Genomic DNA, 23,928 nt, shown 5'->3' on the forward strand with positions numbered 1-23,928 from the left:
TCAACGAAATGCTGCCTGACGAGGACTCCAGTGCTTTCGAACCGCCTCCCCTGGATTACAGCGTTCCACCGACCAGCAGTGGCGGGCTGTACCGTTCGGGGTTCGGCGGCTCGCTGTACCAGGACAAACGTGCGGTTCGGGTGGGGGACATTCTGACCATCGTGCTCGATGAGTCGACCCAGTCGAGCAAAAGTGCCGGCACCAGCTTTGGCAAGAAATCCGGGGTGGGCATCGACGTGCCGACCATCCTGGGCAAGACCTACCCCAACCTGGAAACCAAGGTGGGGGCGGGGCGCGACTTTTCCGGCTCCTCCAACAGTTCACAGCAGAACACCCTGCGTGGCTCGATTGCGGTGACGGTGCACAAGGTACTGCCCAACGGCACCTTGCTGGTCAAGGGCGAGAAGGCGCTGCGCCTCAATCAGGGCGACGAATTCATCCGTCTGGCCGGGCTGGTGCGCATGGATGACATCAACCGCTACAACCAGGTGTCATCCCAAAGCGTGGCCAACGCCCGTATCTCCTATGCCGGGCGAGGCGTGCTGAACGACAGCAACTCGGCAGGCTGGCTGACGCGCTTCTTCGCCAGCCCCTTGTTTCCGATGTGAGTGGACAGTTTTTTATGCGAAGCATTTTTTATAGCGGGCTGGCGGCGCTGGCCCTGTTGCTGGGCATGCCAGCACACGCGGCGACTTTGATGGATCTGGTGGACATCGAAGGGATCCGCTCCAACCAGGTGATTGGCTATGGCCTGGTGGTGGGGCTGGACGGCAGCGGCGACAAGAATCAGGTCAAGTTCACCAACCAGTCGGTGGCCAACCTGATCAAACAGTTCGGCATCAACCTGCCGCCCAATGTGGATCCCAAGCTGAAAAACGTGGCTGCAGTGACCGTCACCGCGAGCATTCCGGCGTCGTACAGTGCCGGGCAGTCCCTGGACGTGACGGTCTCGTCCCTGGGTGATGCCAAAAGCCTGCGCGGCGGGCAACTGCTGCTGACCCCGCTGATGGGCGTGGACGGCGAAGTCTATGCACTGGCCCAGGGCGCCGTAGTGGTGGGCGGGGTCAAGGCTTCGGGGCGCAGTGGTTCCAGTGTGTCGGTCAACAGCTCCAATTCGGGCCTGATCCCTAACGGGGCGACGGTCGAGCGGATGATCCCCAGCGATTTCAATGAGCGCAGCGATGTGATGCTCAACCTGCGCAAACCCAGCTTCCAGACGGCCAGCCGGGTTGCCGAAGCGGTCAACGCACGTTTTGGCGCCGGCAGCGCCACGGCCCTGAATGGCACCAAGGTGTCGGTCACGGCGCCGATTGCCACCAGCCAGCGCGTCAGCTACATGGCCATTCTTGAGTCCCTGGACGTGCAGGAAGGCAGAACCCGGCCCAAGGTAGTGTTCAACAGCCGCACCGGCACCGTGGTGGTGGGGCAGGGGGTGCGGGTCAAGGCGGCGGCGGTGGCCCACGGCACCTTGACCGTGACCATCAGCGAAACCCCGCAGGTCAGCCAGCCTGGCGCGTTTTCGGGTGGGCAGACCGCCGTTGTACCGCGCTCCGACATTGATGTCAGCCAGCAGCGCAACCCCATGTTCGCCTGGCCCGACGGTGCCGACCTGGACAGCATCATCAAGACGGTGAACAGCCTCGGGGCGACACCGGATGATGTGATGAGCATATTGCAGGCACTGGAACAGGCCGGTGCCCTGAACGCTGAATTGATCGTGATTTAAGGCCCTTTCACCATGAGCATTACCCAAATTTCGCAACACCGAAAATCGGGGCAGGAGCCTTCTGCCGATGTGGCCGTGGCACGCCAGGCACGTCTTGAAAACGTGGCGGAGCAGTTCGAGGCCATGTTCTTGCAGCAGATCCTCAAGCAAATGCGCAAGGCGGGCGATGTGTTGTCCGAGGGCAGCCCGATGCGCAGCCGCCAGGGCGACACCCTGCGTGAGTTCCACGACGAAGCGCTGGCCGAAAAGCTGGCTGGCCATCGCAAAACCGGGATTGCTGACATGCTGGTCAAGCAGCTGTCTCCCGGCATGCCATCTACACCCCCCGCGGCCCCGGCCCAGAGCGGGCAGTGCGGCGCGCCCGAGGCCACGGCTGGCCTGCTGGCCGCCAACAAGGCGCTGACCAGTGCGCGGGCTGCCCACCATGATTTGCCCCCTGCTGCCCCTAAACCGCAGATGGTCGACAGCTTGCTGGCACCCATCGTCAACACCTGGCAGCGCGGTATCGACAGCCTTGGCAAGGGGGCTGCCGGGTTGGTGGCGCTGGTGGAAAAAGTCATCCAGCACGAGTCGGGCGGGCGGGTGGCGGTGGTCTCGCCCAAGGGCGCCCGTGGCCTGATGCAACTGATGCCGGGCACGGCCCGGGAAATGGCCCAGGAGCTGAACCTGCACTACAACGAGCAGCGCCTGACCCGTGATGGCGAGTACAACAAGCAGTTGGGCACGGCGTATCTGGACAAACTGCTCAAGCGCTATGACGGCGCCACGGCGCTGGCGGTGGCGGCGTACAACGCCGGGCCCGGGCGAGTGGATGAGTGGCTCAAGAGCAATGGCGACCCGCGCCAGGGCACGATCAGCGTCAGTCAGTGGGTGGAGCGCATTCCGTTCAAGGAAACCCGCAACTACACCCGTTCGATCCTGGCCGACCTTGGCCAGAGCGGTCTGTCGCCCAGAGCGCCGTCCGCTGCTACGCGCAGCGGGAAGATTGATGGCCTGGCATTTAAGTCGGGCGCCATTGCGGTCGCCTCAAGCACACAGGACCTCACTACCACCGTCAGCCGTGCAGCCGAACTGAGTTCACCGGCCTTTGCCCAGAACATGCGGGTTGCGCGCAAGGAGATTGAAACATGAGCCTCATGGGCCAGATCGGTTATTCCGGTGTATCGGCGGCGCAAGTCGCACTGAACGCGGCGGCACAGAACATTGCCAACATCCGCACCCCGGGTTACAGCCGCTTGTCCGTGCAGACGGGCTCGGTCGGCGGGCAGGGCCAGCAGGTGGGGGGCGGGGTCAACGTAATCGGGGTCAAACGCATCAGCGACAGCTTCAAGACCCAGCAACTGTGGCGTGCCACCACCGACATGAACTACTACCAGGCCGGTCAGGACTACTTCAGTTCGCTGGAAGGCGTGATGTCGGGGGAGGGTTCCAACCTGAGCACCGGGCTCAACAACTTCTATGCTGCCCTGAGCGCTGCCAGCAGCAGCCCCGGTGATATCCCGTTGCGCCAGCAGATCCTGTCCGAGATGAAAAATCTCACCCAGCGCTTCAACGGGCTCAACAGCAATATCGACAATCAGCTCAAGGGCCTGCATGAGCAACGCTCGGCCATGGGCACCGAAATCAACGGTCTGAGCAATAACCTGGCGCTGCTCAACCAGAAAATCGTGCAGGCCGAATCCAACGGTGCCGACAGTTCTGCACTGCGCGATCACCGCGAGTCCCTGGTGGGCGAGCTGAGCAAGTACGCCGATGTGCGCGTGAGCGAAAGCCGCGACGGCTCCCTGACCGTGTCCCTGGCCAACGGCCAGCCACTGGTCAGCGGCAAAACCGCGGGCCAGTTATCGATCACCCTCAACGCTGCAGGTGAACAGGAAGTGGCGCTGAATTTTGCAGGCACCAGTTTCCCTTTGCATCAGGACACCCTGGGCGGCGCGTTCGGCGGGCTCTACAACGTCGAGCACAACAGCTTGCTGCCCGCCCGTGAAAGCCTCAAGGAAATGGCCGGGGCTCTGGCGACCCTGGTCAATGACACCCTGGCGACCGGTTTTGACCTCAATGGCAACCCGGGCAGCCCGCTGCTGACGTTCGACCCCAGCAGCACCAACGGCCTGTTGCAGATGAATAACGTCAGACCCGAAGAGCTGGCGCTGTCCGGTGTTGCGGGCGAGAGCGGCAACAACCAGGTGTTGCTGGACCTGATCGAACTGAAAAACACCCGGGTCACGGTGGGCGGCAACTCGGTGACGTTGAGCGAAGCCTACAGCGGCATGCTGGGGGATGTGGCCAGTGCCAGCCGACAGAACCAGGCCGACCTCAAGTCTGCCACCACCGTCACCGAGCAGGCCCAGAGCCAGCGCGACAGCGTGAGTGCGGTGAGTGATACCGAAGAAGCCCAGGCGGTGATGGATTACAACAAGGCGCTGCAAGCCAACATGAAGGTCATCCAGACCGCCAACAGTATTTTCGACACCATTCTGGCGGCTGTCTGAAGCCCGGCACACCGACTTGAGTAAAGGCCTGAACACATGCGAATCACCAACGTACACACCTCTGCCCTGATGCACAGCAACATGAATCGCAACGCCGAGGCGATCGGCAAGCTGCAGGCACAAATCGGCAGCGGCCTGCGCATCCAGAAACCTTCGGACGACCCGATTGCCAGCGCCCGCCTGATGCGTATCGAGCGCGAGCAGGCCAGCCTGGAACAATACAACCTCAATATCGGCCGGGTATCGGACAACCTCATGGTGCAGGAAACCTATTTGAAGTCCGGCTCCGACGCCATGCTCGGCGTGCGCGATCTGCTGCTGTGGGCCGGTAACGACAGCAACAGCGGCGAGGATCTCTCGGCCATCGCCGATGAAATGTCGAGCCTGGAACAGAGCATCATGAGCTACTTCAACGCCAAGGACGAAGCGAGCAACTACCTGTTTTCGGGCACGCTCAGCAACACCCCGGCCGTGACCTTTGACCCGGCCAGCGGCACCTACAGCGTGACGGGCAACGACCAGCACCGTCAGGCGGTCGTGGGCAATGGCGTGATGATCGATGACAACGTGACGGCCAGGGACATCCTGGGTCCCAATGCCGACCTGCTGAACGATCTGCACAGCCTGGTCGACAGTCTGAAGGCCGCGCCCAACGACCCGGCCACCCGCCAGCAGCTCAAGAACACGCTGGACAGCCTGGACCAGACCCACGGCCGCGTGCTGGGCGGGCTGACCGAGCTGGGCGGGCGCCAGAACACCCTGACCCTGCTGGGTAACGGCAACGCCGATGTGTCGCTGGCCAACCAGAAAGTCCAGGGTGATCTGTCGCAACTGGACCTGGGCGGGGCGTTCCTGCAGGTCAGTGGCTACGAGCTTTCAATGCAGGCCAGCCAGAAGGTCTATACCCGCGTAGCGGCCATTTCCTTGTTTGACCTGATGTAAACCAGAACCGGAACACCCGACATGAAAGTTGTAAACGAACGCTCGGCCATTGCTTCTTATGACCTGGGCATGCGCACTCAGGCCCAGCAGCGCGACACCGTGCCCCAGCAGCGTGTGCGCAATGCCAGGCCGCCCGAATTGGCCAGCGCCCAGCGCCAGCCGGGGAAAATGGCCGGGCTGAGCCTGCAGTTGAACCAGCAGTCGTCTTCCATTCAGGCCGCGCACCTGTACCTGACCCAGGTCACCGAGCAGTTGAGCAGTTTCAAGCGTGATCTTGGCCGCAGCCTCAACGGCTCGGCCAAGGGCGGTCTCGAAGGTGAAACCCTGGCCCGTTCTGTCAATCGCCTCAACGACCTGCTGGAGAACCGCAGCCGGTTATCGGCCGCCAGTGTCGATGCCCAGATGGGCCTTAACCTGGACCTGCCGTTGCGCAGCCGTTTCAGCATTCAGGGGCTTGAATCCCTGAACGAGGTACAGGCCTCGGGCAGCGAAACCCTGCTGTTCAGTGCCGGGCGGCACATGCCGGGGCCGATTGCCGTGGTGCTGGACGACGACATGAACGAGCGCCAGATCCTGCGCCGCTTCAACACCAGCCTGGCCCAGGCCGGGTTGCATGCCGAGGTCAACGGCGAAGCGAAATTGCGCTTCTCGGCCACCGAGTCGCAATGGGGCAAGCTCAAGGGCCAGATGTCGATCCAGGGTGAAGACAAACTCTTCGCCCGGGCCAGTTTTACCCCGGTGCACAGCAAGGAGGAAAACCTGCTGGGCGCACCCTTGATTGCGCCCAAAGGTACGGGCCGGGCCGAGCTGCGTCAGTTGATGGCCACGGTGGACAAAGGGCTGGTGCGGGTCAACGGGGTCATCGAGCAACTCAATCAGCGCCAGGGGCATGTCCGGGAGCAGATCGGTCGCCACGAAAGCAAGGATGAAAAGCGCTGGGCCCACGACTTTGCCGGTCGCGTGTTTGAGGGCGAAGCCGGGCAGGGCAGTGACTACCTGAAAGTGGCGCAACTGGTGCAATGCCAGGCCAATGTGTCGCGGCACCGGGTGGTCGGGTTGATGGGCTGAGTCGAGAGGTCAGCTGGTTTGCAGGTCGCCGGCCCGGATGTCGGTGGTGTAAATGCCCCGTGCCGCCCGCATGGGCACCGGGGGCATGAGCGGCCTGATATCGATCAGCTCCCAGGCCAGCCAACCGTCCTCGTAATAGCTTGCACAGGCCGCTGGCACGTCTTGCGGTTCAAACGGGCGTATGGCCTTGACCCGTACGATGGCCACGGCGATGCCCTCGGGGTCTTCATCACCGTCGATATGCAGAAATCGCTTGTTCTCGACAATCAGCAGGTCTTCGGTCGGGGCCAGTTCGGGGTGCCAGCGCCGCACTTCAAGGGTTTTCTCCCCCGAGGCAATTCGGCTGGCGCCGGGGTGAACAATGGACAGGGTTTTGATGGCACTCTCCTTAGTGGCCTGGTTGCCCGAGCAGTGACTGCTCGTAGGCGGCGGTCATGGTCTGCCAGGTTTTTGGATCGGCAGGGATCAGATGCTCGATGCGCAAAGACGTTACCGTGATGTCGAGCGGCATGCCGAAGGTGGTGAACGTGGACATGAAATTCAGCTCGCCCTGAGGGGAGCGGATACGGGTCAGCACCAGCGGTGGCAGCTCATTGCTCACGGCGGCGCAGGACGGCGGGGCATCGAGGGTTTGCAGCAGTTCGGCCAGGGCCGGGTTGTCCAGCGCCTCGCGGGTAGCCCGCTGCCAGGCAATGCTGCGGATTTGCTCGGGGTTGATCAAGTGGTCGCCCAGGCCGCCGGGTTGCAGCAGGGTGGTCAACAGGTTCAAGCCCTGCGCCGCGTCGGCGGGCAGCCCCAGCAGATTGAACAACACCCGGGTGCTGGCGTTGGCTGCCAGCACCTGCCAATGGCTGCCCAGCACGATCGCCGGAGCAGGGTTATTGGCGTGCAGCACATGGCTGATGGCGTCACGCACGGCGTCCATTGCCGGGGAGGACAGCGGGGTGGTTTCGTAGCGAGGCGCGTAACCTGACGCCAGGAACAGGCTGTTGCACTGCTCCAGCGGGACCTCCAGGGCCATCAGCAAGTTGTGCAGGGTGCCTGGGCCGGGCCGGGCGCGGCCGGTTTCAATGCAGCTCAAATGGCGCTGGGAAATGCCTGCGATCATGGCCAGGTCGAGCTGGCTCAAGCGGGCCTGTCGGCGCAGCAAGCGCAGCTGGGGTCCGGCGGTTGTCGGGGCCGTGGTACGGGGGAAGGGTTGGCTGTTCATGCATCAACTCTGGCAGTGGCCATGATCGGCGTCCATGACCTGTGAGGTCATTGCGGGTGCGGCAAAAGTATCACTAACTGGCGTCCCGTCAGCCCCCGCTAAAGGACAGTACATGAACAAACCCTATCTCGCCCTTGCCGCATTGCTGGGCTTCGCCGGTTACACGGGCTACACGATGTGGACGGCGCAGCAGTCGCTGGTGGCTTTCGGCCTGGGCCTGATGTCCAGCCCCGACACGGCTCAGGTCGTAATTGACCTGTACCTGCTTGCGGTTCTGGCCTGCATCTGGATGTACCGGGATGCTCGCGCCAAAGGCCGTTCGTTGGCATCGGTGCTGCCTTATCTGCTGCTTACCGCCGTTTTTGTTTCCGTGGGGCCGCTGCTGTATATCGTGGTCGATGGGTTCAGGTCGGGCGTCAAAACACCTGCTGATATCTGACAACGCCCTGCCAATAGCGACATTGCGACACCTTTTACACATGCACGCTGTTCTGGATTAGATTCAGGCCCTCATAATGCCAGCATTAAAAAGCGTGTCGTCGTGCAGATGAGGTGATGTCTTGTTGAGTGGTGAAAAAAGCTCGGTCGAGCTGAATTGGAACGAAGTCCGGGACGGCTTCAAACAGCTTTTGCCCATTTCCATGTTTGTGGTGGTGTTCGGCATTGCGTTCGGGCTTGCTGCTGCTCAGACGGGGCTGGACGATGGGGCAAGCCTGCTCATGAGTACCCTGGTGTTTGCCGGTGCGTCGCAGTTCGCAGCGCTGGACCTTTGGGGCGCGCAGGTACCTCTTGTTCCGTTGATCGTGACGGTGTTTGCGATCAATGCCCGGCATCTTTTGATGGGGGCAACCTTGTACCCCTGGCTGCGCGAGCTCCCTACGGCCAAGCGCTACGGGGTGATGATGGTGATATCGGACGCCAACTGGGCGATGTCGATGCAGGCATTCAACAGCGGCAAATCGGGCATCGGCCTGATCCTGGGCGGCGGCATTGCGCTGTGGGCGGCCTGGGTGCTGGGCAGTTGGCTGGGCGTGTACTTTGGCAGCGATATCCAGGACCCGGTCAGTCTGGGGCTGGACATGGTGATGGGCTGCTTTCTGCTGGCCATGGTGGTCGGCGGGCAAAAGAACCTGCGCATGCTGGTGATCTGGAGTGTGGCAGCCGTCTCGTCACTGTTGGCGCACCGGTACTTGCCTGAAAACAGCCATGTGGTGGTCGGGGCACTGGCAGGTGGCGTGCTTGGCGCTGTGTGGATGGAGAAGAAAAAGTGAGCATTGATAGCGCAGGTTACGGCACCTTCATCATCATTCTGATCATGGCCGTGGTCACGTTGGTCACGCGCCTGGGGGGCGTTTTCGTGATGTCCTTCGTTCCCATCAACTACCGGGTGCAACAGTTCATCAGCGCCATGTCGGGCTCAGTGCTGGTCGCGCTGCTGGCGCCTCTGGCGCTTAACGGTGACAACGGTGCACGCCTTGCCTTGCTGACCACGGCAGTTGTGATGCTGGTGCTCAAGAAGCCCCTGCCCGCGATCGCGGCAGGCGTGATTGCAGCGGCGGTGTTCAGGCATTTGTGATAGCACACATGTGTCGCGGCCTTCTGTAGCCGCTGAGCACTGCGACGTAGCAGTCGTAAAGTCGGCTTTTACGGTTAATCAGGCATACCGCGTGTGCCTGTTTTGCGACCGCTACGTCGCAGTGGCGCACCATCTCGATCGCAGCCTCGTACTACTCGTCAGCGACTACACGCGGGATGGGTGAAGAATCTGTAGTCGCTGACGAGCCGTGCGAGGCTGCGTCCGGCTGCGAAGCAGTCGTGAAATCGGCTTCCACGGTTAATCAGGTATACCGCGTGTACCGGTTTTGCGACCGCTTCGCGCTCGATCGCAGCCTCGTACTACTCGTCAGCGACTACACGCGGGTTAGACGACGAATCTGAACCGCTGTGGAGCGCAGCTTTACCCCGCCCAATTCACCGAGCATCATGTGCCGCCCGCACCCACGTCCAGGGTGCCGGGTATTGGCGGTTAAAAGGAACTGAAGTTGAACGAACACACATTGTCCATGCGCCTTGAGCGCGTGGCAGCCCATATGCCAGCCGGTGCGCGCCTGGCCGATATCGGTTCGGACCATGGGTATCTGCCGGTGGCGTTGATGCGCCGTGGTGCCATCACGGCAGCAGTGGCAGGTGAGGTGGCGTTGACGCCCTTTCACGCGGCGCAACACACTGTGCGCGACAACGGCCTGGAACAGCAGATCACCGTGCGCCAGGCCAACGGTCTGGAGGCCATCGAGGCGGCAGACGAGATCACCGCGATCAGTATCTGCGGCATGGGTGGCGAGACTATCCGCGACATCCTTGAGAGCGGCAAGGCGCGGCTGAACGGGCGGGAGCGGCTCATCCTGCAACCCAATGGCGGTGAGCAGCCTCTGCGCCAATGGCTGATGGACAATCACTACAGGATCCTGTGCGAAGAGCTGTTGCAGGAAAACGGCTTCTACTACGAAATCATCGTCGCCGAGCGCGCCGGGCCGGTGCTGTATACGGCCGAGGAACTGTATTTCGGACCCTTGCAGATGCAGGCGCGCAGCCCTGTGTTTCTGGGCAAGTGGCAACGCATGCTGCTCCAGAAGCAGAAGGTCCTGACCAGCTTTGACCAGGCGCGGCAGGCGGTACCCGAGGACAAGGTGCAGGAAATCGCCCGGCAGGCCCGGTGGATCACTCAATTGCTGGCCTAGGCCCGGGCCGCTGATCTCAAACTTTCGTACGCAGCCATGCCAGCAACTGTGCCTGAGGGCTATCGGCAATCAACGGCTGGGGCGAAAGCAGGCAATAACGCGAACCGTCCTCGACGAACCCCCCAGGCGCAGCCAGTACGCCGCTTTCCAGATCGTCGCGCACCAGATGCCAGGGGCCGATGGCCACGCCCAGGCCAGCAACGGCCGCCTGCAGGCTGAAATAGAAGTGCTCGAAGGTTTGCCCCGGTGCCTCAGGCCAGGCCAGGCCTGCCGCTGCGGCCCATTCATGCCAGGCCCCCGGCCGCGTGCGCGTGTGCAGCCGAGGTGCGTCGGCCCGCAATTGCGGACTGGCGTCCTCTGCACAAAACCACTGGGCAACTTTTTCCGGGCGACATACCGGGCCGATTTTTTCCGCAAACAAGGGCTCTGCATGATAACTGTCGGCCCAGGGGAAATCGTCACGGCGGATGGCCAGGTCGATATCACTGGCAAAGCTGAACGGCCCTCCACCCGCGACCAGATGTACGTTTATCTCCGGATGCCGGGCCTGGAAATCAGGCCAGCGCGGGATCAACCAGCGCATCAGCAACGTAGGCTCGCAAGACAGCACCCAGGCCGGTTTCTGGCGGGCGTTGGCGCGCACTGTGTCGATGGCCTGGGCCATCAGCCCCAGTCCATCGCCCACCGCTTTGGCCAGCACGCGGCCGGCATCGGTGAGAAACACCCGGCGGCTGCGGCGCTCGAACAGCTCCACACCGAGCTCGTCTTCGAGCAGGCGCACGGCGCGGCTGACTGCGCCGGGGGTCAGGTGCAGTTCGCTGGCGGCACGACTGAAGTTCTCCTGACGTGCTGCAGCCTCAAAGCAACGCAAGGCCAAAAGGGAAGGCAGCCGCCCATGACTGGTTGGTGAGTCAGACTCACTATTGTTGTCAGATATCATCGTTATTCATCTGCGGTCTGTGCCAATAGCATGGCGTCTGTTCGTTAACAGTCGACAGGATACGCCATGACCGAATTGATAGCTGTAATCACAATAACCCTGCTGGCCATCATCAGTCCGGGGCCCGATTTTGCGATGGTGACGCGCAACAGTCTGATGCTGTCGCGCCGCGCCGGGGTGCTGACCGCCCTGGGCATAGGCCTGGGGGTGATGGTGCATGTGACCTACACTCTGGTGGGTGTGGGCCTGCTGATCCAGCAGTCGCCCTGGGTGTTCAGCACCATCAGGCTGGTGGGTGCGGTTTACCTGATCTATTTGGGTGTGAAGATGTTGCGTGCCAAGCCCGGCAGCGGGTCAGCCGAAAGCCTGGTGGCACCATTGTCGGATCTGGCGGCGCTGCGCACGGGCTTTCTCACCAATGCACTCAACCCTAAAACCACACTGTTTATCGTCAGCCTGTTTATGCAGGTAGTACGCCCGGACACACCGCTGGCCGTGCAGATTGGCTATGGCGGCTTCATTGCAGTGGCCCATATGGTCTGGTTCGCTCTGGTCGCGTTGTGTTTCTCGGCGGGGGCAGTGCAGGGGCGCTTGCTTGCCGTGCGTCACTGGATCGACCGCGTCTTCGGTGGGCTGCTGGTTGGCTTCGGGATCTTGCTCGCAGTTCTACGCTGAACAGGGGCAATTTCCTCTCCTTGAAGTGTTTTTTTCACCTGATGGGAAGCCCGGAATCAGAGCTGACGCTGTACAAAAGTCAGTTACAAATAATAAGATGAGAAGAATTATCATTAGCGCTAAGCGAATCTCACATGTCTCACGACAGGACCGTCTCGCCCGTCGAGCAGCTGTATGCGAATCATCATGGTTGGCTGCGGGGCTGGCTTCATCGGCGACTGGGGCATAGCGCCGATGCCGAGGACCTGGCACACGACACGTTTATCCGTGTACTGCGTTCAAAGCACGATGCGCAGGCGTTGCGTCAGCCCATGGCGTTTCTTGCAACCATTGCCAACGGCCTGCTGATCAACCGCTGGCGGCGTCAGGCAATCGAGCGGGCTTACCTTGAGGCGCTGGCTGCCCGACCGGCAGGCGAGGAGCCTTCCCCCGAAGACCGCTACCTGACGATCGAGACCCTGCTGCAACTCGATTCGCTGTTGATCGGGTTGTCTGCCCGGGTGCGGCAGATTTTCTTTTTGTCCCAGCTCGATGGCTTGACCTACCCGCAGATCGCCGCGCAGTTGAGCCTGAGCGTGGCCCAGGTGCAGCGGGCCATGGGCAAGGCCTTCAGCGTCTGCTACGCGAGCCGTTTCGAATGAGCGGCGTTTCTGTCAATCCCCGTGTGCGGGATATGGCCATCGACTGGATTGTGCGCATGCAGTCCGGGCTCATGGGGGCGGCTGACCATCAGGCCTTGCAGCAATGGCGTCAGGCGAGCGCTGAACACGAATGTGCCTGGCAGCGCGTCAGTAGCCTGGCGCTGTTGCTGCAGCCCGGGGCCGCGCTTTTATCCGATGCCACAGCGCGCAGGGCGCTTGAGTCAGCCGGGGCAGACCCTCAGCAGCGCAGGCAGCTGCTCAAGTGCTTGTTGGCACTGGGCCTGTTTGGCGGGGTTTCCTGGCAAGGTGCGCAATCGACCGTGGTGCGCACAGCCCTGGCCACTTACCGCACCACAACGGGCGAGCGTCGTCAGTGGCGGCTGGCCGACGGCACTTCCTTATGGTTGAACACGGCCAGTGCGGCCAACGTGGAGTGGCGAGAAGACCAGCGCCATGTGCAGTTGATCGAGGGCGAACTGGCTCTGAATGCACAGGCCGAATCAGGTTCGGCGCAACTGGTCACGCCCGATGCCGTGTTGCGTGGCCGTGGGGCCAGCCTGCTGGTGCGCCATGATCGCCAGGGCACTCAGGTGACGGTATTGCGCGGCCTGGTGCAGGTGAACTCGCCTTACAACCGGGCGCCATTGTTGCTGGAGGCGGGTTGGCGAACGCGGGTGGATGCCGGGGGCATTCATCCGGCAAGCCTCACCGATGTGTTTCTGGCCCAGGCGTGGCTGCGGGGCATTTTACCGGCCGAGCGCATGCGCCTGGATGCTTTGCTGGCCGAGCTGTCACGCTACCGGCCCGGTATTTTGCGCTGCAGCGAACAGGTGGCGGCCTTGCGCGTGACGGGCAGTTTCCAGCTGGATGACACGGACGCGGCGCTGGCGCTGGTCGCCCATGCATTGCCAGTCCGTATCGAGCGGCGGACCCGCTATTGGGTCACGGTGGTGGCGGTCTGAATTATTTTTCGTTCTGCGCGACAGTTTTTCGAAACTGGCGGGGCCTATAGGAATAACCCACCGAAACAGGTGGGCCTTCACCTTCAGGAGCCCTGCATGATTTCCCCCGCACGTGTTTTATGCGCCCGCACCTTTGGCCTGCTTTTACTGGGCCTGCAACCGCTTTACAGCGCAGCCGTTTTCGCTGCTGATGAGCGTCAGCACTTCAATATCGATGCCGGCCCCCTGGATCAGGTGCTTTCGCGTTTCGGTGTGCAGGCGCGAATCAGCATGGCCGGGAGTTCGACACTGACGGCGGGCAAGAGCAGCAAGGGGTTGCAGGGCGACTTCAGTACCGAGGCGGGCCTGACACGACTGTTGTCGGGCACCGGCCTGAGCTATCAGCGCCGGGCGGACGGCAGCGTCGAACTGTTTCAGGGGGCAGGGGCGGTCGTGCTGCCCTCGCAGAAGGTCACAGGGGAAGATCCCGCCCTTGAAGAGGTCTATCTGGCGCCTCGATCCACCGTGTATATCTCCAGCGAAGAGATGCAACGTTTTGGCGTGATCTCGGTGGGCGATGTACTCAAGGGCCAGCCGGGTGTACAGGTAGGGGACAGCCGTAATGGCGGTGGCCTGGATGTGAACATTCGTGGCATCCAGGGGCAAAGCCGGGTAGCCGTCACGGTCGATGGCTCGCAACAGGCGCTGGATGTGTACCGCGGCTATGCCGGTACGCAGCAGCGCAGCTACATTGACCCTGACCTGATCAGCGATATCACCATCGACAAAGGCCCGAGCCTGACATCGAGTGCCATCGGCGGCACGGTAAAGATGCGCACCATCGGCGTAGACGACATTTTGCGTGACGGTCAAACCGTTGGCCTGCGCCTCAAAGGCGATGTGTGGAACAACGGCGTTGCTCCCGCCTCCCGTGACGGCCATTCGGCCACTGAGACCCTTTACTCCGAACCGCACCGGGACCGTGGCGGCCTGTTCGGTTCAGAGGCCCAGTCCGGCAGTGCTGCGTTTGCCTGGACCCACGACTACTTCGATGTGGTGGCAGCGTACGCGCATCGCAATCAGGGCAACTATTTCGCTGGCAAGAAGGGTCAGGACCGCTACCGCACGTTTAACCGTTATGGGCGCGAGAACATGACGGTCGCCACGACGTACAACCCCGGTGAAGAGGTGCTCAACTCATCGGCAGAGACCGACTCGTACCTGATCAAAACCACCATTCGCCCGGCCGACGACCATACGCTGGAGTTGGGCTTCAGGCGGTACGACGGCCATATTGGCGAGATCATGCCTTCGGATATTTTCCGGTTCGGCACCGGGGGCATCTACCAGTACCCCCTGAGCCACACGAAAATCGACACCTATACCGCCCGCTACAATTACTTGCCAGACGCCAACCCGTTGGTGGACCTGACGGCCAGCCTGTGGATGACGGACGCTCAAACCAGCAACCTGACGTCGGTGCTGGCGCCGGCTTCGCAGCGTTATCGCTCGGATCGCAACTGGACCCGACAGGCCGACCGGCGCATTGGCGGCGACCTGGCCAATACCTCGCGGTTCACTACGCGCTACGGCGATCTGAAGCTGGATGTGGGCAGCGGGTTCCAGATCGAGGAACTGCGCCCGCAGAAAGGCGTGGTCACCAATCAGGATGACATCAATGCCAACCGCAGCCTGCGCGATGGCTCCCGGCAGGAGTTCAGCCTGCACAGCAAGCTGGAGTACCAGCCGGTCGACAGGCTGACGATCTGGGGGGGCGGTCGTTATACCTATTACCGCACCAAGGATCACGTTGCCCACTCGACGGCGCTGCGCGAGGAGCGCGAGTTGAGGTACCTGAGGGTCTTTAGCCCGCAGAGCTACGGCAACATGATGTGGTTCCCGGATCAGAACGGCCAGTACACCGACGCCACGGACCCGCGGTTGAACAACGGTATCGTGTTCAACAACACCAACTTCCCTTTCGAGGGCACGCGCTACAACGACTTCGGCGCTACCGAGTCGACGGTCTATCCGTCCCAGGTTGGCGAGGTGGTCAGCGGTTACGCGTACTCGGGCAAACAAAGCGACAGCGGCGGTGCTTTTGCGCCTGCCATTGGTTTCAACGTCGAACTGGCGCCGGACACGTTCTTCTATGCCTCATACACCCAGGGCCTGCGCATGCCTTCGCTGTTCGAAACCAGCCAGGGCGTCTTGCAGACCATGCCCGGCAAAGGCCTGAAACCCGAGCGCTCAAGCAACTGGGAGGTCGGTGCCAGCACGCTGCATAAAAGCCTGTGGGTGGACAATGACTCGGCGGCCATCAAGGTTGCCTACTTCAATACCAACATCAAGAACTACATCACCCGCTATTACGATCCAAGCCCGGGGTTGATGGGCCTGATGCAGTTCAGCAATACCGACAGCTTCAAAACCAGCGGCCTGGAGTTGCAATCGCATTACGACGCGGGTCGCGTGTTTGCAGATTTTTCGTCCACTTACTACCTGAAAACCGAAACCTGCGACTCGACCTTCGCGGCACGCTTGCGAGCCAGCTCCAACCCTTATCAGGACTTGAGCAAAACGCCGAACTGCACGCCGGGCAGCTTCATGGGTTCTTACTCCAACACCCAGAACCCGCCACGCTTTGCGGCAAACCTGACCACGGGCCTGCGCTTTTTTGACCAGACGCTCACCGTCGGCGGCCGTGGAACCTATACCTCAGGCCCGACCGTCAAGGCCGACAATGAATGGCAAACCGGTGCTACCACGCCGCAACTGGTCTATGAACAAGTGGCGTTGTTTGATCTGTTCCTCAACTACAAGCTCAAGGACCACACGCAGCTCAATGTGTCGTTGCAGAACCTGACTGACCGCTATTACCTCGACCCGCTGGCCCAGAGTTTCATGCCTGCGCCTGGGCGTACGTTGCGCGTGGGTGTGCAGACCACGTTCTAGTCGGCCCGTTGGCTGGCGCTGTCGAACATGGCGATAAAACGGTTGATCAGCGGTGACGGGTTGTGGGCATGCCAGCTCATGTACAGCCCGATGGCAGGGTTGGCAGATTCTGCCACCGGGCGAATCGGGCGAAACACCACCTTGTCGAGCATGTTCGAGCCGGCAATGGACTCAGGCACCAGCGCCACGCCAAAACCGCAACTCACCAGGCCGATCAGGGTATGGATCTGCGCGGCTTCCTGTACCACCCTGGGGTAAAAACCGGCGGCTTCGCACAGGGCGATCAATTGGTTGTGATAGCCGCTGCCCAGGGCCTGCGGGGTGAACACGAAGTCTTCGTCGGCAAAATCCCGAAGCTCGATCGGGCCTGACTGCGCTTTTGGATGATCAAGGGGCAGCGCCATGACGATGGTTTCTTCGAACAACAGGCGCGATTCGATGTTCTGCGCCGAATGCGGCAGTTTGCGCATGAACGCGATATCGGCTTCTGCGGCCAGAATCGCCTTGGCCTGGCTGGAGGAGGGCATCTCCCTGATGACCAGCTGGACATCGGGAAAGCGTTGGCGAAACCGCCTGAGGGTGCTGAGCAATGGCTCGTAGTACGCGATGGAGACAGCAGTCACCGTGAGGGTGCCCGCAATGCCTTCGGACACCTGGCGGGCGTGTTCAATCCCCCGTTCCAGCGCCTTGAGTGTTTGATAGGCAGCCTGCAAAAAGACAGTGCCTGCGGGTGTCAGTTTGACCTCTCGCTTGTTGCGGGTGAACAGGCTGAAACCCAGTTTGCCTTCCAGCCGATTAATGGCCTGGCTCAGGGGCGGTTGGGCTATATGCAGGCGAATTGCAGCTTTATGAAAGTGCAGCTCTTCAGCCACCGCGATGAACTGCCTGAGCAGTCGGGTTTCGATCATTTTCAGCGTTCCTTGATTTGAACTGATCACTGTTGCCGGAGCAGGGTAACAATTAATTCTATAGAAGGCTTGATTACTCATCGGTTTTAAAGAAGCCGCGTGATAGGCGCAGCGTATCAACTGAGTGCCTGTTTAGTATTAAACAACTTGGCGTCCGATTGATAAGGTGAGGTGATTATCACAAGGAACTACCCATGAACTTTTCCGGAAAAACCGCCGTTGTAACGGGTGCTGGCCGTGGGCTGGGTTTGAGTTATGCACGTGAGTTGGCAAGGTTGGGTGCCAATGTCGTGATCAGTGACAGTGGCGCAGACAAGACGGGTGCAGGCACGGATGCCGCCGTTGCCCTCGATGCCGCCCGAACACTTGCAGCCGAGGGATTCAGCGTGATCGGCCATCATGGCGACCTGGCTGGCGAGCAGGGGTGTCGGCAATTGATCGAGACAGCCATCAATGGGTTCGGGCAACTGGATATTGTGATCCACAACGCGGGCTGGGTTGGTTATCAGTCGATCGAAGAAACGCAACCGGCGTTTATTCAGCGGGCGCTGGATATAAACATCTACAGCCCGATCTGGCTCTGCAAGCATGCCTGGAAATACCTCAGGCACTCTGCAGCTGCACGGGTGGTGCTGACGTCTTCGGACCGCGCCATGTATCAGCAGTATGCGCAGCCGGGGCTGACGGCCTATGCCGCGGGCAAGATGGCCCAGCTTGGGATCATGAATGCACTGAGCATGGAAGGTGCGGCCGATGGCATTCTGGTCAACGCCGTATCGCCGGTGGCCAAAACCCGCCTGTGGGGCGTGAGTGGCGAGCCGGACAACCTGAAACCTGAATGGGTCACTCCCGGCGTGATGTTTCTGGCTTCGCCGTTGTGCCAGGACACGGGCTACATTCTGCGGGCCAGCAATGGCCAGTTCAGCGCGACGCGATTTGTCGAGAACCCGGGAGTCGACTATCCCCTCGACCTGGCGCGGGTCAAGGCCTCAAGCGCCGAGCAGGTTGCCCGGTTGTGGGACCAGATCAAGGAGTGCTGAGGTGCTTGCCCGCGATCATTGAGGAGCATCCGACTTGCAGACCCATGTTTCAAGTGAGCAGAAGGACTGTTAATTGTGCCTATAACTTAAGTATGGGCAGGGAGCAGGGCACGGATAAAACCCTTGTGCAGGTTGATGTTCGTGGCGTTATAAGCGGTTATTACAACTTGAGTATTAGTCCTTAAGTTGGGTCGCGGCGGTGCTATATAGAGTGTTAATACCAAGTTGTGAATTGTGTGTTGAAGCCTATGGAGTTGTTATGTCCTTACGGATGGAATGTCCCTTGATATCAGAACAGGGGGCCTTCGAACTTAAGCACAGCAAGTTCAAGGGAGTTGATGATGAACACTCAACCAAGGTTGAAAACGAGCACCGCTTTATTTTTGGTGATGACCGCCGGCCTGGCGGGTTGCAGCAGCGGTGGAGGTGGCTCCAAGACCACCATCAGTACGACAAACACTACGCCTCCTGTCACCACCACCACGACTACGCCGTTGGTGACAGGTCAGGTCGCCAATGAAGTGGGTACCGGACTGGGCGGTGTCGGTGTACTGGTCAGTGATGTGGGCACTACCCTGACCAAAGTTCCAGTGGTCGGCGCAGCCGGTGGGCTGGTGGTTCACACCGGTGACGCCGTGTCGTCCATTACCGACGGCGTGACCAATGGCCTGGGTTCCCTGGGCACTGATAAAAACTCGCTGGGTATCACCGTTGCCGGTGTCACCAACGGGGTCAGCGACGTCGGCAAGGGTGTTTCGTCACTGGGCACTGGTGTCAGCGGTTTGGTCGATAACACACCGATCAGCCAGATTCCGCTCGTGGGGGGCGTTGTGGGCAAAGTCACCGACACCACGGGTGGTCTGGTGAACAAGGTCGGCACCACCGTCACCATGCTCGGCAATACGCTGACGACCAACGTCACCAGCGGTCAATTGGGCAAGGCGACCGGGGGCCTGAATGACAAAGTCGTAGTGCCCGTGATTTCACTGGTCGAGAACGTAACGGGCAAGGTGGGTACAACAACAGGTTTGGGCAAACCAGTGGACGGTTTGCTGAAACAGGTTGGCGGTGTGGTAGGGGGGCTCGGTGACAAAGTGGCGGATACAGGCAATAACCCGGTAACAAACCTGGTCGGGGGTGTGCTGGGTGGTGTGGGCGGCGTGCTGGATAAATCCGGCGGTTATGTCAATCCGCCAGCAGGTGCAGGCACCGGTACAAACACGGGCGGCCTGGGTGGCTTGCTGGGTCTGGGCGGCAATGGTGGCTTGCTTGGTGGCCTGGGCGGTCTGGGCGGGGCAACGGCCTTGACAGGTGGTCAGGTAAACACCGGCACTACGGGTGCGGGCACTACCACCGGTGGCTTGGGTGGTCTTGGCGGCCTGCTCGGCGGTCTGGGCAACCTGGGCAAGAAAAACTAGGCATTGACCCTCTCCAGGAAGTCTTCGCGAGACGACAGCGCCATGGCTTCGCTCGCGTGGGCCCTGAGGTGCGATTGGGTGAGCTACCGTGCAATGTGCCTGAGTGCAACGCCAGGCATCCCGCGGCCGGAACGTCGGGAATAAGCGCGGTGACGATGGCGGTCCCGGCATGCAGGTGTGAACCTGACACCACGGCTGTGCCGCCATTGCCTGCGTTCATGTGTTGAAGCGGTATCCTCTCCCGGACCAGTTCCTGCTCCCCCGATCAGATCCTTGATAACGGCATAGCCACACGTGGCAAATGTCACAATCCCGAGTTCACGTCAGACTCCGTTTCCCGGATGCCCAGTGTGTAAAGCGCATGAGCCTGATCGAACGCGTGCAACGCGAGAAGAGACCGCTGGCGCCTTCAGACGGCCCCGCGCGTTGGGGTTGTGGCCGATACACGTCTGCTTTAGGTTATTGAAGGTCACCGTATCTCCCTCATCAACAAGGAAAAATGCAATGAAAGGAAGCTGTGCCTGCGGGGCCGTCGGGTATGAAATTGACAGTATCGACATGCCGGTGAGCCACTGCCATTGTCACTCGTGCCGCAAAACCCATGCCGCAGCATTCGTGACCACGGCGGGTGTTTTGCGTGAGCACTTTCGCTGGACGAAGGGGCAGGAACACCTGAGCAGTTACGAGTCTTCCCCCGGGAAATTGCGTCGCTTTTGCTCGCTGTGCGGCTCTCACCTTGTGGCAGAGCGAACCGCAGCACCGGCTGTGATTGTTCGTGTCGCGACGCTGGACGAGGACCCGGGTGTGCGTGTGCAATATCACATTTGGGTTGATCATGATGCTCCATGGCTCAACCATGAGCATCTTGCGATGCACCCGCAATGGCAGCCGGGGCGCTGAGGTTGTTTTGATGTGCCCAGGCGTTTGAAAAATGGAATTTCATTCAGTATCCAGGAGGCAGGCTTTGGCTTTCACATCACCTGTTCGCACGCTTCGAGAAGTGTCTGAACTTGATTACCACGACAGCAGATCGGTCCAGCTACCTGCACCCATCACGGCGCTTGAAGCCTGGAACCTCATGACGGCCGAACAGGGGCTGCCCATGCGCCTGGCTTTCCGGACCCGGGATGCCATTTCCTCCCTGTTTGGCGTGAAGCGCATCGGTGGTTTCTCCGGCACCCGGCGAGAGGCCGTGCAAGAGGGCGACCATCTGGATTTTTTTCTGGTGGAGCACAGTGCTCCCCGGATGCTGGTGCTGACCGAACGTGACCGGCATCTGGATGTGATGATTTGCCTCTCGATAACCACCGATCATGTGCTGGTGGTTACATCCTCGGTCGTGACCCACAACGCCTATGGCCGTCTCTACATGTTGCCGGTGGGCCCGGCGCACAAGCTCATCGTCAACAGCTACCTCAGGCAAGTGAAACGCAAACTCGCACAGAGGGTTTGAACACCGGTGCGCCAACAGGCTGCATTCAGCCGGGGATCAACTCATTTGTTCTTGCAGGCTTGTTTCTATCAGTTCGGCCAGCAGCCTGGCGGCAGGCGTGAGGTGCTCGTTCACAGCATGCAGCACATACCCCAGGGTCGGAACCGCGGGTAACCCGCGAATAATCGCGAGATGACTCGGCAACCCGATGCGGGTGCGCAGGGTCACTCCCAGTCCGGCGGCAACGGCCGCCCAGATCCCCCCCACACCAGGGCTGGTCAGTGCAATCCGCCAGGCAATTTTTGCTTCATCCAGCGCCTTGATCGCCACGCTGCGCATGACGCATGGGGCGTCGAACAGGATCAAGGGCAGTGGCGCGTCGCCAGGCATGTAGCGGGCCGGTGTGTCCCGGGACCCGATCCAGTGCATTTGCGCTTCACCCAGGCGCGTAGCACAGGCGGATGGCTGCCCGGTGTCCCAGGCCAGTGCGAGGTCAAGCCCGTCGCTGTCCATCAGGGCCAGCAGCTGGGCATTGCGCGCGATCCTGACTTCCAGGTTTACCAGGGGATAGCTCATGGCGAACCGGCGCAAAATGTCGCTTAGAAAGTGCTCGCCAAAGTCTTCCTGAAGCCCGAGGCGCACAGTTTCTGGCGTCTGGTGTTCATTTAGCGTCTGGAAAATGCTGTCGTTGAGTTCCAGTAGCCGACGGGCATGAGTCAGCAAGGATTCGCCCATTGGCGTCAGTGCCAGGCCCCGGCCGGATTTGAGCAGGACGGGCGTTCCGATCTGCTCCTCAAGTTTCTTGAGTTGTGCGCTCACGGCAGAGGTCGAACGGCCCAGGCGGTCTGCCGCCTTGGCAAAACTGTTGAGCTCCACGCCGGTCACGAAGGTGCGCAGTACATCGAGGTCGAAGACAGGGCGTCGCATTTGATCATCCACAATTTTGGAACGATGGGCGTCATTTAATCTGATATTCCCAATGGTTGCGACTTGATAGATTTCTCCGGTCAACACTTCACAGGAGCAATGCGCCATGCCGTTTGCACGTATCTCGTTGCACCGGGGCAAGTCTGCCGAGTATTTGCAGGCCCTTTCACAGGGGCTGCACGATGCGTTGGTCGAGAGTTTCGAGGTGCCGCTGGCTGACCGGTTCCAGGTCATTGACCAGCATGAAGCAGGCGAGCTGATTTTCGATCCGGGCTACCTCGGCGGGCCGCGCAGTCATGACTTTGTCTTGATCGCCATAACGGCAGGGCGCCCGCGTTCGACACTGACCAAGCAGCGCTTTTATCAAGACCTGGTCACCAAACTGAACCGTGCCACAGGCCTGGACCCTGAGGATGTCATGGTGATCGTGACCACCACAGAGGCCGAGGCCTGGTCATTCGGGGGCGGGCGGGGCAACTGAACAATGCTGAGGTGGGGCGGGCTTGCTCGCGATGGCATCGCCCCCGCCTCAGAGCCTGCTCAAGGCACTGTTTTCATCTGCACAATCGGCTCATTGCGCGCACGTGCCACGCTCAATCCCAGCAGCCCGCCGATCACCAGGGCGCCGGCCATGAAATACATGGCCGCCTGGGTGTTGCCGGTTAGCTGGGTCAACCAGCCCACCACGATCGTGCTGAAAAACCCGGCGACATTGCCCAGCGAGTTAATCAGTGCGATCCCGGCCGCCGCCGCTGCGCCCCCCACCACGGCGGTGGGCATGCCCCAGAACACCGGCAGACTGCTGATCATCGCCGCGGTGCCGACAGTCAGGCCGATCATCGACAACCACAGGCTGGCCCCGAACAGGGTGCCGAACACCACGCCGCCAGCGCCGATGAACGCGCAGATCGCGAGGTGCCAGCGATACTCGCGAAAGCGGTCGCTGCTGCGCCCGACCAGCACCATGCTCACGGCCGCGACGGAGTAGGGAATGGCGCTGAGCACGCCGATTGCCCAGGGCTCGGCTACACCGTTGTTGCGGATGATGGTCGGCATCCAGAAGCTGATCACGTATTGCCCCAGCACCAGGCAAAAGTAGACCGCCCCCAGCAACCAGATTTTCGGGTTCAGCAAGCCATCGCGCACTGAATGGTGGGCTTTTGCCTTGGCTTCGCGATCCAGCGCGGCCTGCATGCCGCGTTTTTCCTCGCTGCTGAGCCAGTGGGCATCTGCAATGCGGTCGCGCAGCAGGAAGAACACCGCGCCACCCAATGCCACTGCCGGCAATCCTTCAATCACGAACAGCCATTGCCAGCCGGCGTAACCTGCCACGCCATCGAGTGTTTGCATGATCAAACCGGAAATCAGCGAGCCGAGCATGCTGGAGATCGGCAAGGCGGCGATGAACAGTGAAATCATCACCCCGCGACGATGGCTCGGGAACCAGGTGGTGAGGTAGAAAATGATCCCGGGAAAGAAACCGGCTTCAGCGATGCCAATCAGAAAACGCAGCAGGTAGAAGCTCATGGGCGTTTCGACGAACATCATGGCTGCCGACAGCAGGCCCCAGGTCATCATGATCCGGGCAATCCAGCGCCGGGCGCCGAATTTGTGCAGCGCGATATTGCTGGGGATCTCGAACATCAGGTAACCGACGAAGAACACCCCGGCCCCCAACCCGTAGACCGCTTCGCTGAACTTCAAGTCATCGAGCATCTGCAACTTGGCGAAGCCGACATTGACCCGGTCCAGATAAGCGACCAGGTAACAGACCATCAGCAACGGAATGACCCGCCACGCGGTTTTACGGTAGGCCGAATGCAGTGCGTGGTCCGGCATGTCACCGGGGAGCGGCGATAAGGTGTTCATCTCGAG

General features: G+C 60.9%; 25 protein-coding genes. 19 read left to right on the top strand and 6 right to left on the bottom strand.

The features are described 5' to 3' along the window. The first annotated feature begins 8 nt into the window (after positions 1–8). Genes flgH through KO536_RS20170 form a run of 6 tightly spaced genes read left to right on the top strand, consistent with a single transcriptional unit; the run spans position 9 to position 6,228 of the window. A complete protein-coding gene (gene flgH, locus KO536_RS20145) occupies positions 9–608 on the top strand; it encodes a flagellar basal body L-ring protein FlgH (protein ID WP_257623012.1) in 600 nt (199 codons plus the stop codon). A 14-nt stretch (positions 609–622) separates the two neighbouring features. Next, entirely contained in the window at positions 623–1,726 is a 1,104-nt protein-coding gene (locus tag KO536_RS20150) for a flagellar basal body P-ring protein FlgI (RefSeq protein WP_257623013.1), read from the top strand. Between the two features lie 12 nt (positions 1,727–1,738). Next, positions 1,739–2,857 (top strand): lytic transglycosylase domain-containing protein, encoded by a 1,119-nt coding sequence (locus tag KO536_RS20155; protein ID WP_219262750.1) that lies wholly within the window; start codon positions 1,739–1,741, stop codon positions 2,855–2,857. Next, complete coding sequence (gene flgK / locus KO536_RS20160) at positions 2,854–4,218, top strand: flagellar hook-associated protein FlgK (protein WP_219262751.1); 1,365 nt, start codon at positions 2,854–2,856, stop codon at positions 4,216–4,218. The genes KO536_RS20155 and flgK overlap by 4 nt, the downstream gene beginning before the upstream one ends. A 36-nt stretch (positions 4,219–4,254) precedes the next feature. Beyond that, the gene (flgL, locus tag KO536_RS20165; protein WP_219262752.1) at positions 4,255–5,160 is read left to right on the top strand and encodes a flagellar hook-associated protein FlgL; all 906 of its coding nucleotides are present in this window, start codon (positions 4,255–4,257) and stop codon (positions 5,158–5,160) included. A 21-nt stretch (positions 5,161–5,181) separates the two neighbouring features. Beyond that, a complete protein-coding gene (locus KO536_RS20170; RefSeq protein WP_219262753.1) occupies positions 5,182–6,228 on the top strand; it encodes a hypothetical protein in 1,047 nt (348 codons plus the stop codon). A gap of 9 nt (positions 6,229–6,237) precedes the next feature. Here the strand turns inward: KO536_RS20170 and KO536_RS20175 are convergent, their stop codons facing one another. Further along, positions 6,238–6,606 carry an ASCH domain-containing protein gene (locus KO536_RS20175; protein WP_219262779.1) on the bottom strand — a complete coding sequence of 123 codons (369 nt, stop codon included), beginning with the start codon at positions 6,604–6,606 and terminating at the stop codon, positions 6,238–6,240. A gap of 10 nt (positions 6,607–6,616) precedes the next feature. After that, on the bottom strand, positions 6,617–7,438 hold the full coding sequence (locus tag KO536_RS20180) for a helix-turn-helix domain-containing protein (protein ID WP_133079265.1): 822 nt from the start codon (positions 7,436–7,438) through the stop codon (positions 6,617–6,619). A gap of 112 nt (positions 7,439–7,550) precedes the next feature. Here KO536_RS20180 and KO536_RS20185 point away from each other — a divergent pair, with 112 nt between their 5' ends. From KO536_RS20185 to KO536_RS20200, 4 genes are all read left to right on the top strand, one after another. Then, a complete protein-coding gene (locus KO536_RS20185) occupies positions 7,551–7,877 on the top strand; it encodes a DUF2834 domain-containing protein (protein WP_219262754.1) in 327 nt (108 codons plus the stop codon). Positions 7,878–7,998: 121 nt separating this feature from the next. Further along, positions 7,999–8,709 (top strand): AzlC family ABC transporter permease, encoded by a 711-nt coding sequence (locus KO536_RS20190; protein ID WP_219262755.1) that lies wholly within the window; start codon positions 7,999–8,001, stop codon positions 8,707–8,709. Continuing rightward, a complete protein-coding gene (locus KO536_RS20195) occupies positions 8,706–9,014 on the top strand; it encodes an AzlD family protein (RefSeq protein ID WP_133079268.1) in 309 nt (102 codons plus the stop codon). Before KO536_RS20190 ends, KO536_RS20195 begins: the two co-directional genes overlap by 4 nt. A 466-nt stretch (positions 9,015–9,480) precedes the next feature. Continuing rightward, positions 9,481–10,176 (top strand): tRNA (adenine(22)-N(1))-methyltransferase TrmK, encoded by a 696-nt coding sequence (locus KO536_RS20200; protein WP_219262756.1) that lies wholly within the window; start codon positions 9,481–9,483, stop codon positions 10,174–10,176. Between the two features lie 16 nt (positions 10,177–10,192). On the opposite strand, the gene KO536_RS20205 is transcribed toward KO536_RS20200, so the two are convergent. After that, entirely contained in the window at positions 10,193–11,116 is a 924-nt protein-coding gene (locus KO536_RS20205) for a LysR family transcriptional regulator (RefSeq protein ID WP_219262757.1), read from the bottom strand. A gap of 66 nt (positions 11,117–11,182) precedes the next feature. Here KO536_RS20205 and KO536_RS20210 point away from each other — a divergent pair, with 66 nt between their 5' ends. From KO536_RS20210 to KO536_RS20225, 4 genes are all read left to right on the top strand, one after another. Beyond that, positions 11,183–11,791, top strand: coding sequence for a LysE family translocator (locus KO536_RS20210; RefSeq protein ID WP_219262758.1), 609 nt, complete (start codon positions 11,183–11,185; stop codon positions 11,789–11,791). A 134-nt stretch (positions 11,792–11,925) separates the two neighbouring features. Next, complete coding sequence (locus KO536_RS20215; protein WP_219262759.1) at positions 11,926–12,432, top strand: sigma-70 family RNA polymerase sigma factor; 507 nt, start codon at positions 11,926–11,928, stop codon at positions 12,430–12,432. Next, positions 12,429–13,394, top strand: coding sequence for a FecR domain-containing protein (locus tag KO536_RS20220; RefSeq protein ID WP_219262760.1), 966 nt, complete (start codon positions 12,429–12,431; stop codon positions 13,392–13,394). Before KO536_RS20215 ends, KO536_RS20220 begins: the two co-directional genes overlap by 4 nt. Positions 13,395–13,490: 96 nt before the next feature. Then, positions 13,491–16,328, top strand: coding sequence for a TonB-dependent receptor (locus KO536_RS20225; protein ID WP_219262761.1), 2,838 nt, complete (start codon positions 13,491–13,493; stop codon positions 16,326–16,328). Here the strand turns inward: KO536_RS20225 and KO536_RS20230 are convergent. Then, positions 16,325–17,236, bottom strand: coding sequence for a LysR family transcriptional regulator (locus tag KO536_RS20230; RefSeq protein WP_219262762.1), 912 nt, complete (start codon positions 17,234–17,236; stop codon positions 16,325–16,327). The two genes, KO536_RS20225 and KO536_RS20230, sit on opposite strands and share 4 nt — an antisense overlap. Before the next feature lie 194 nt (positions 17,237–17,430). Here KO536_RS20230 and KO536_RS20235 point away from each other — a divergent pair, with 194 nt between their 5' ends. From KO536_RS20235 to KO536_RS20250, 4 genes are all read left to right on the top strand, one after another. After that, entirely contained in the window at positions 17,431–18,276 is an 846-nt protein-coding gene (locus tag KO536_RS20235) for an SDR family NAD(P)-dependent oxidoreductase (protein WP_219262763.1), read from the top strand. Between the two features lie 341 nt (positions 18,277–18,617). After that, on the top strand, positions 18,618–19,694 hold the full coding sequence (locus KO536_RS20240; protein ID WP_219262764.1) for a collagen-like triple helix repeat-containing protein: 1,077 nt from the start codon (positions 18,618–18,620) through the stop codon (positions 19,692–19,694). Between the two features lie 504 nt (positions 19,695–20,198). After that, entirely contained in the window at positions 20,199–20,594 is a 396-nt protein-coding gene (locus KO536_RS20245) for a GFA family protein (protein WP_219262765.1), read from the top strand. A gap of 31 nt (positions 20,595–20,625) precedes the next feature. Then, entirely contained in the window at positions 20,626–21,147 is a 522-nt protein-coding gene (locus KO536_RS20250) for a DUF2867 domain-containing protein (protein WP_219262766.1), read from the top strand. Between the two features lie 36 nt (positions 21,148–21,183). Here KO536_RS20250 and KO536_RS20255 read toward each other — a convergent pair whose 3' ends face one another. Further along, a complete protein-coding gene (locus KO536_RS20255) occupies positions 21,184–22,053 on the bottom strand; it encodes a LysR substrate-binding domain-containing protein (RefSeq protein ID WP_219262767.1) in 870 nt (289 codons plus the stop codon). 106 nt (positions 22,054–22,159) lie between these two features. Between KO536_RS20255 and KO536_RS20260 the strand changes: the two genes are divergently transcribed. Then, complete coding sequence (locus KO536_RS20260) at positions 22,160–22,534, top strand: tautomerase family protein (RefSeq protein ID WP_133079281.1); 375 nt, start codon at positions 22,160–22,162, stop codon at positions 22,532–22,534. A 59-nt stretch (positions 22,535–22,593) separates the two neighbouring features. Here the strand turns inward: KO536_RS20260 and KO536_RS20265 are convergent, their stop codons facing one another. Continuing rightward, entirely contained in the window at positions 22,594–23,922 is a 1,329-nt protein-coding gene (locus KO536_RS20265) for an MFS transporter (protein ID WP_219262768.1), read from the bottom strand. Between the last annotated feature and the right edge of the window lie 6 nt (positions 23,923–23,928).

The organism is Pseudomonas sp. NKUCC02_KPG (assembly GCF_019345465.1).
In the GTDB taxonomy this organism is placed as follows: Bacteria; Pseudomonadota; Gammaproteobacteria; order Pseudomonadales; family Pseudomonadaceae; genus Aquipseudomonas.

Coding starts and splice junctions, on each gene's coding strand:
- KO536_RS20205 (WP_219262757.1), bottom strand. CDS start 11,116: ATGATATCTGACAACAATAGTGAGTCTGACTCACCAACCAGTCATGGG.
- KO536_RS20245 (WP_219262765.1), top strand. CDS start 20,199: ATGAAAGGAAGCTGTGCCTGCGGGGCCGTCGGGTATGAAATTGACAGT.
- KO536_RS20155 (WP_219262750.1), top strand. CDS start 1,739: ATGAGCATTACCCAAATTTCGCAACACCGAAAATCGGGGCAGGAGCCT.
- KO536_RS20255 (WP_219262767.1), bottom strand. CDS start 22,053: ATGCGACGCCCTGTCTTCGACCTCGATGTACTGCGCACCTTCGTGACC.
- flgL (WP_219262752.1), top strand. CDS start 4,255: ATGCGAATCACCAACGTACACACCTCTGCCCTGATGCACAGCAACATG.
- KO536_RS20210 (WP_219262758.1), top strand. CDS start 11,183: ATGACCGAATTGATAGCTGTAATCACAATAACCCTGCTGGCCATCATC.
- KO536_RS20220 (WP_219262760.1), top strand. CDS start 12,429: ATGAGCGGCGTTTCTGTCAATCCCCGTGTGCGGGATATGGCCATCGAC.
- KO536_RS20150 (WP_257623013.1), top strand. CDS start 623: ATGCGAAGCATTTTTTATAGCGGGCTGGCGGCGCTGGCCCTGTTGCTG.
- KO536_RS20180 (WP_133079265.1), bottom strand. CDS start 7,438: ATGAACAGCCAACCCTTCCCCCGTACCACGGCCCCGACAACCGCCGGA.
- KO536_RS20265 (WP_219262768.1), bottom strand. CDS start 23,922: ATGAACACCTTATCGCCGCTCCCCGGTGACATGCCGGACCACGCACTG.
- KO536_RS20185 (WP_219262754.1), top strand. CDS start 7,551: ATGAACAAACCCTATCTCGCCCTTGCCGCATTGCTGGGCTTCGCCGGT.
- KO536_RS20260 (WP_133079281.1), top strand. CDS start 22,160: ATGCCGTTTGCACGTATCTCGTTGCACCGGGGCAAGTCTGCCGAGTAT.
- flgH (WP_257623012.1), top strand. CDS start 9: ATGCTGCCTGACGAGGACTCCAGTGCTTTCGAACCGCCTCCCCTGGAT.
- KO536_RS20235 (WP_219262763.1), top strand. CDS start 17,431: ATGAACTTTTCCGGAAAAACCGCCGTTGTAACGGGTGCTGGCCGTGGG.
- KO536_RS20230 (WP_219262762.1), bottom strand. CDS start 17,236: ATGATCGAAACCCGACTGCTCAGGCAGTTCATCGCGGTGGCTGAAGAG.
- flgK (WP_219262751.1), top strand. CDS start 2,854: ATGAGCCTCATGGGCCAGATCGGTTATTCCGGTGTATCGGCGGCGCAA.
- KO536_RS20240 (WP_219262764.1), top strand. CDS start 18,618: ATGAACACTCAACCAAGGTTGAAAACGAGCACCGCTTTATTTTTGGTG.
- KO536_RS20215 (WP_219262759.1), top strand. CDS start 11,926: ATGTCTCACGACAGGACCGTCTCGCCCGTCGAGCAGCTGTATGCGAAT.
- KO536_RS20170 (WP_219262753.1), top strand. CDS start 5,182: ATGAAAGTTGTAAACGAACGCTCGGCCATTGCTTCTTATGACCTGGGC.
- KO536_RS20225 (WP_219262761.1), top strand. CDS start 13,491: ATGATTTCCCCCGCACGTGTTTTATGCGCCCGCACCTTTGGCCTGCTT.
- KO536_RS20250 (WP_219262766.1), top strand. CDS start 20,626: ATGGAATTTCATTCAGTATCCAGGAGGCAGGCTTTGGCTTTCACATCA.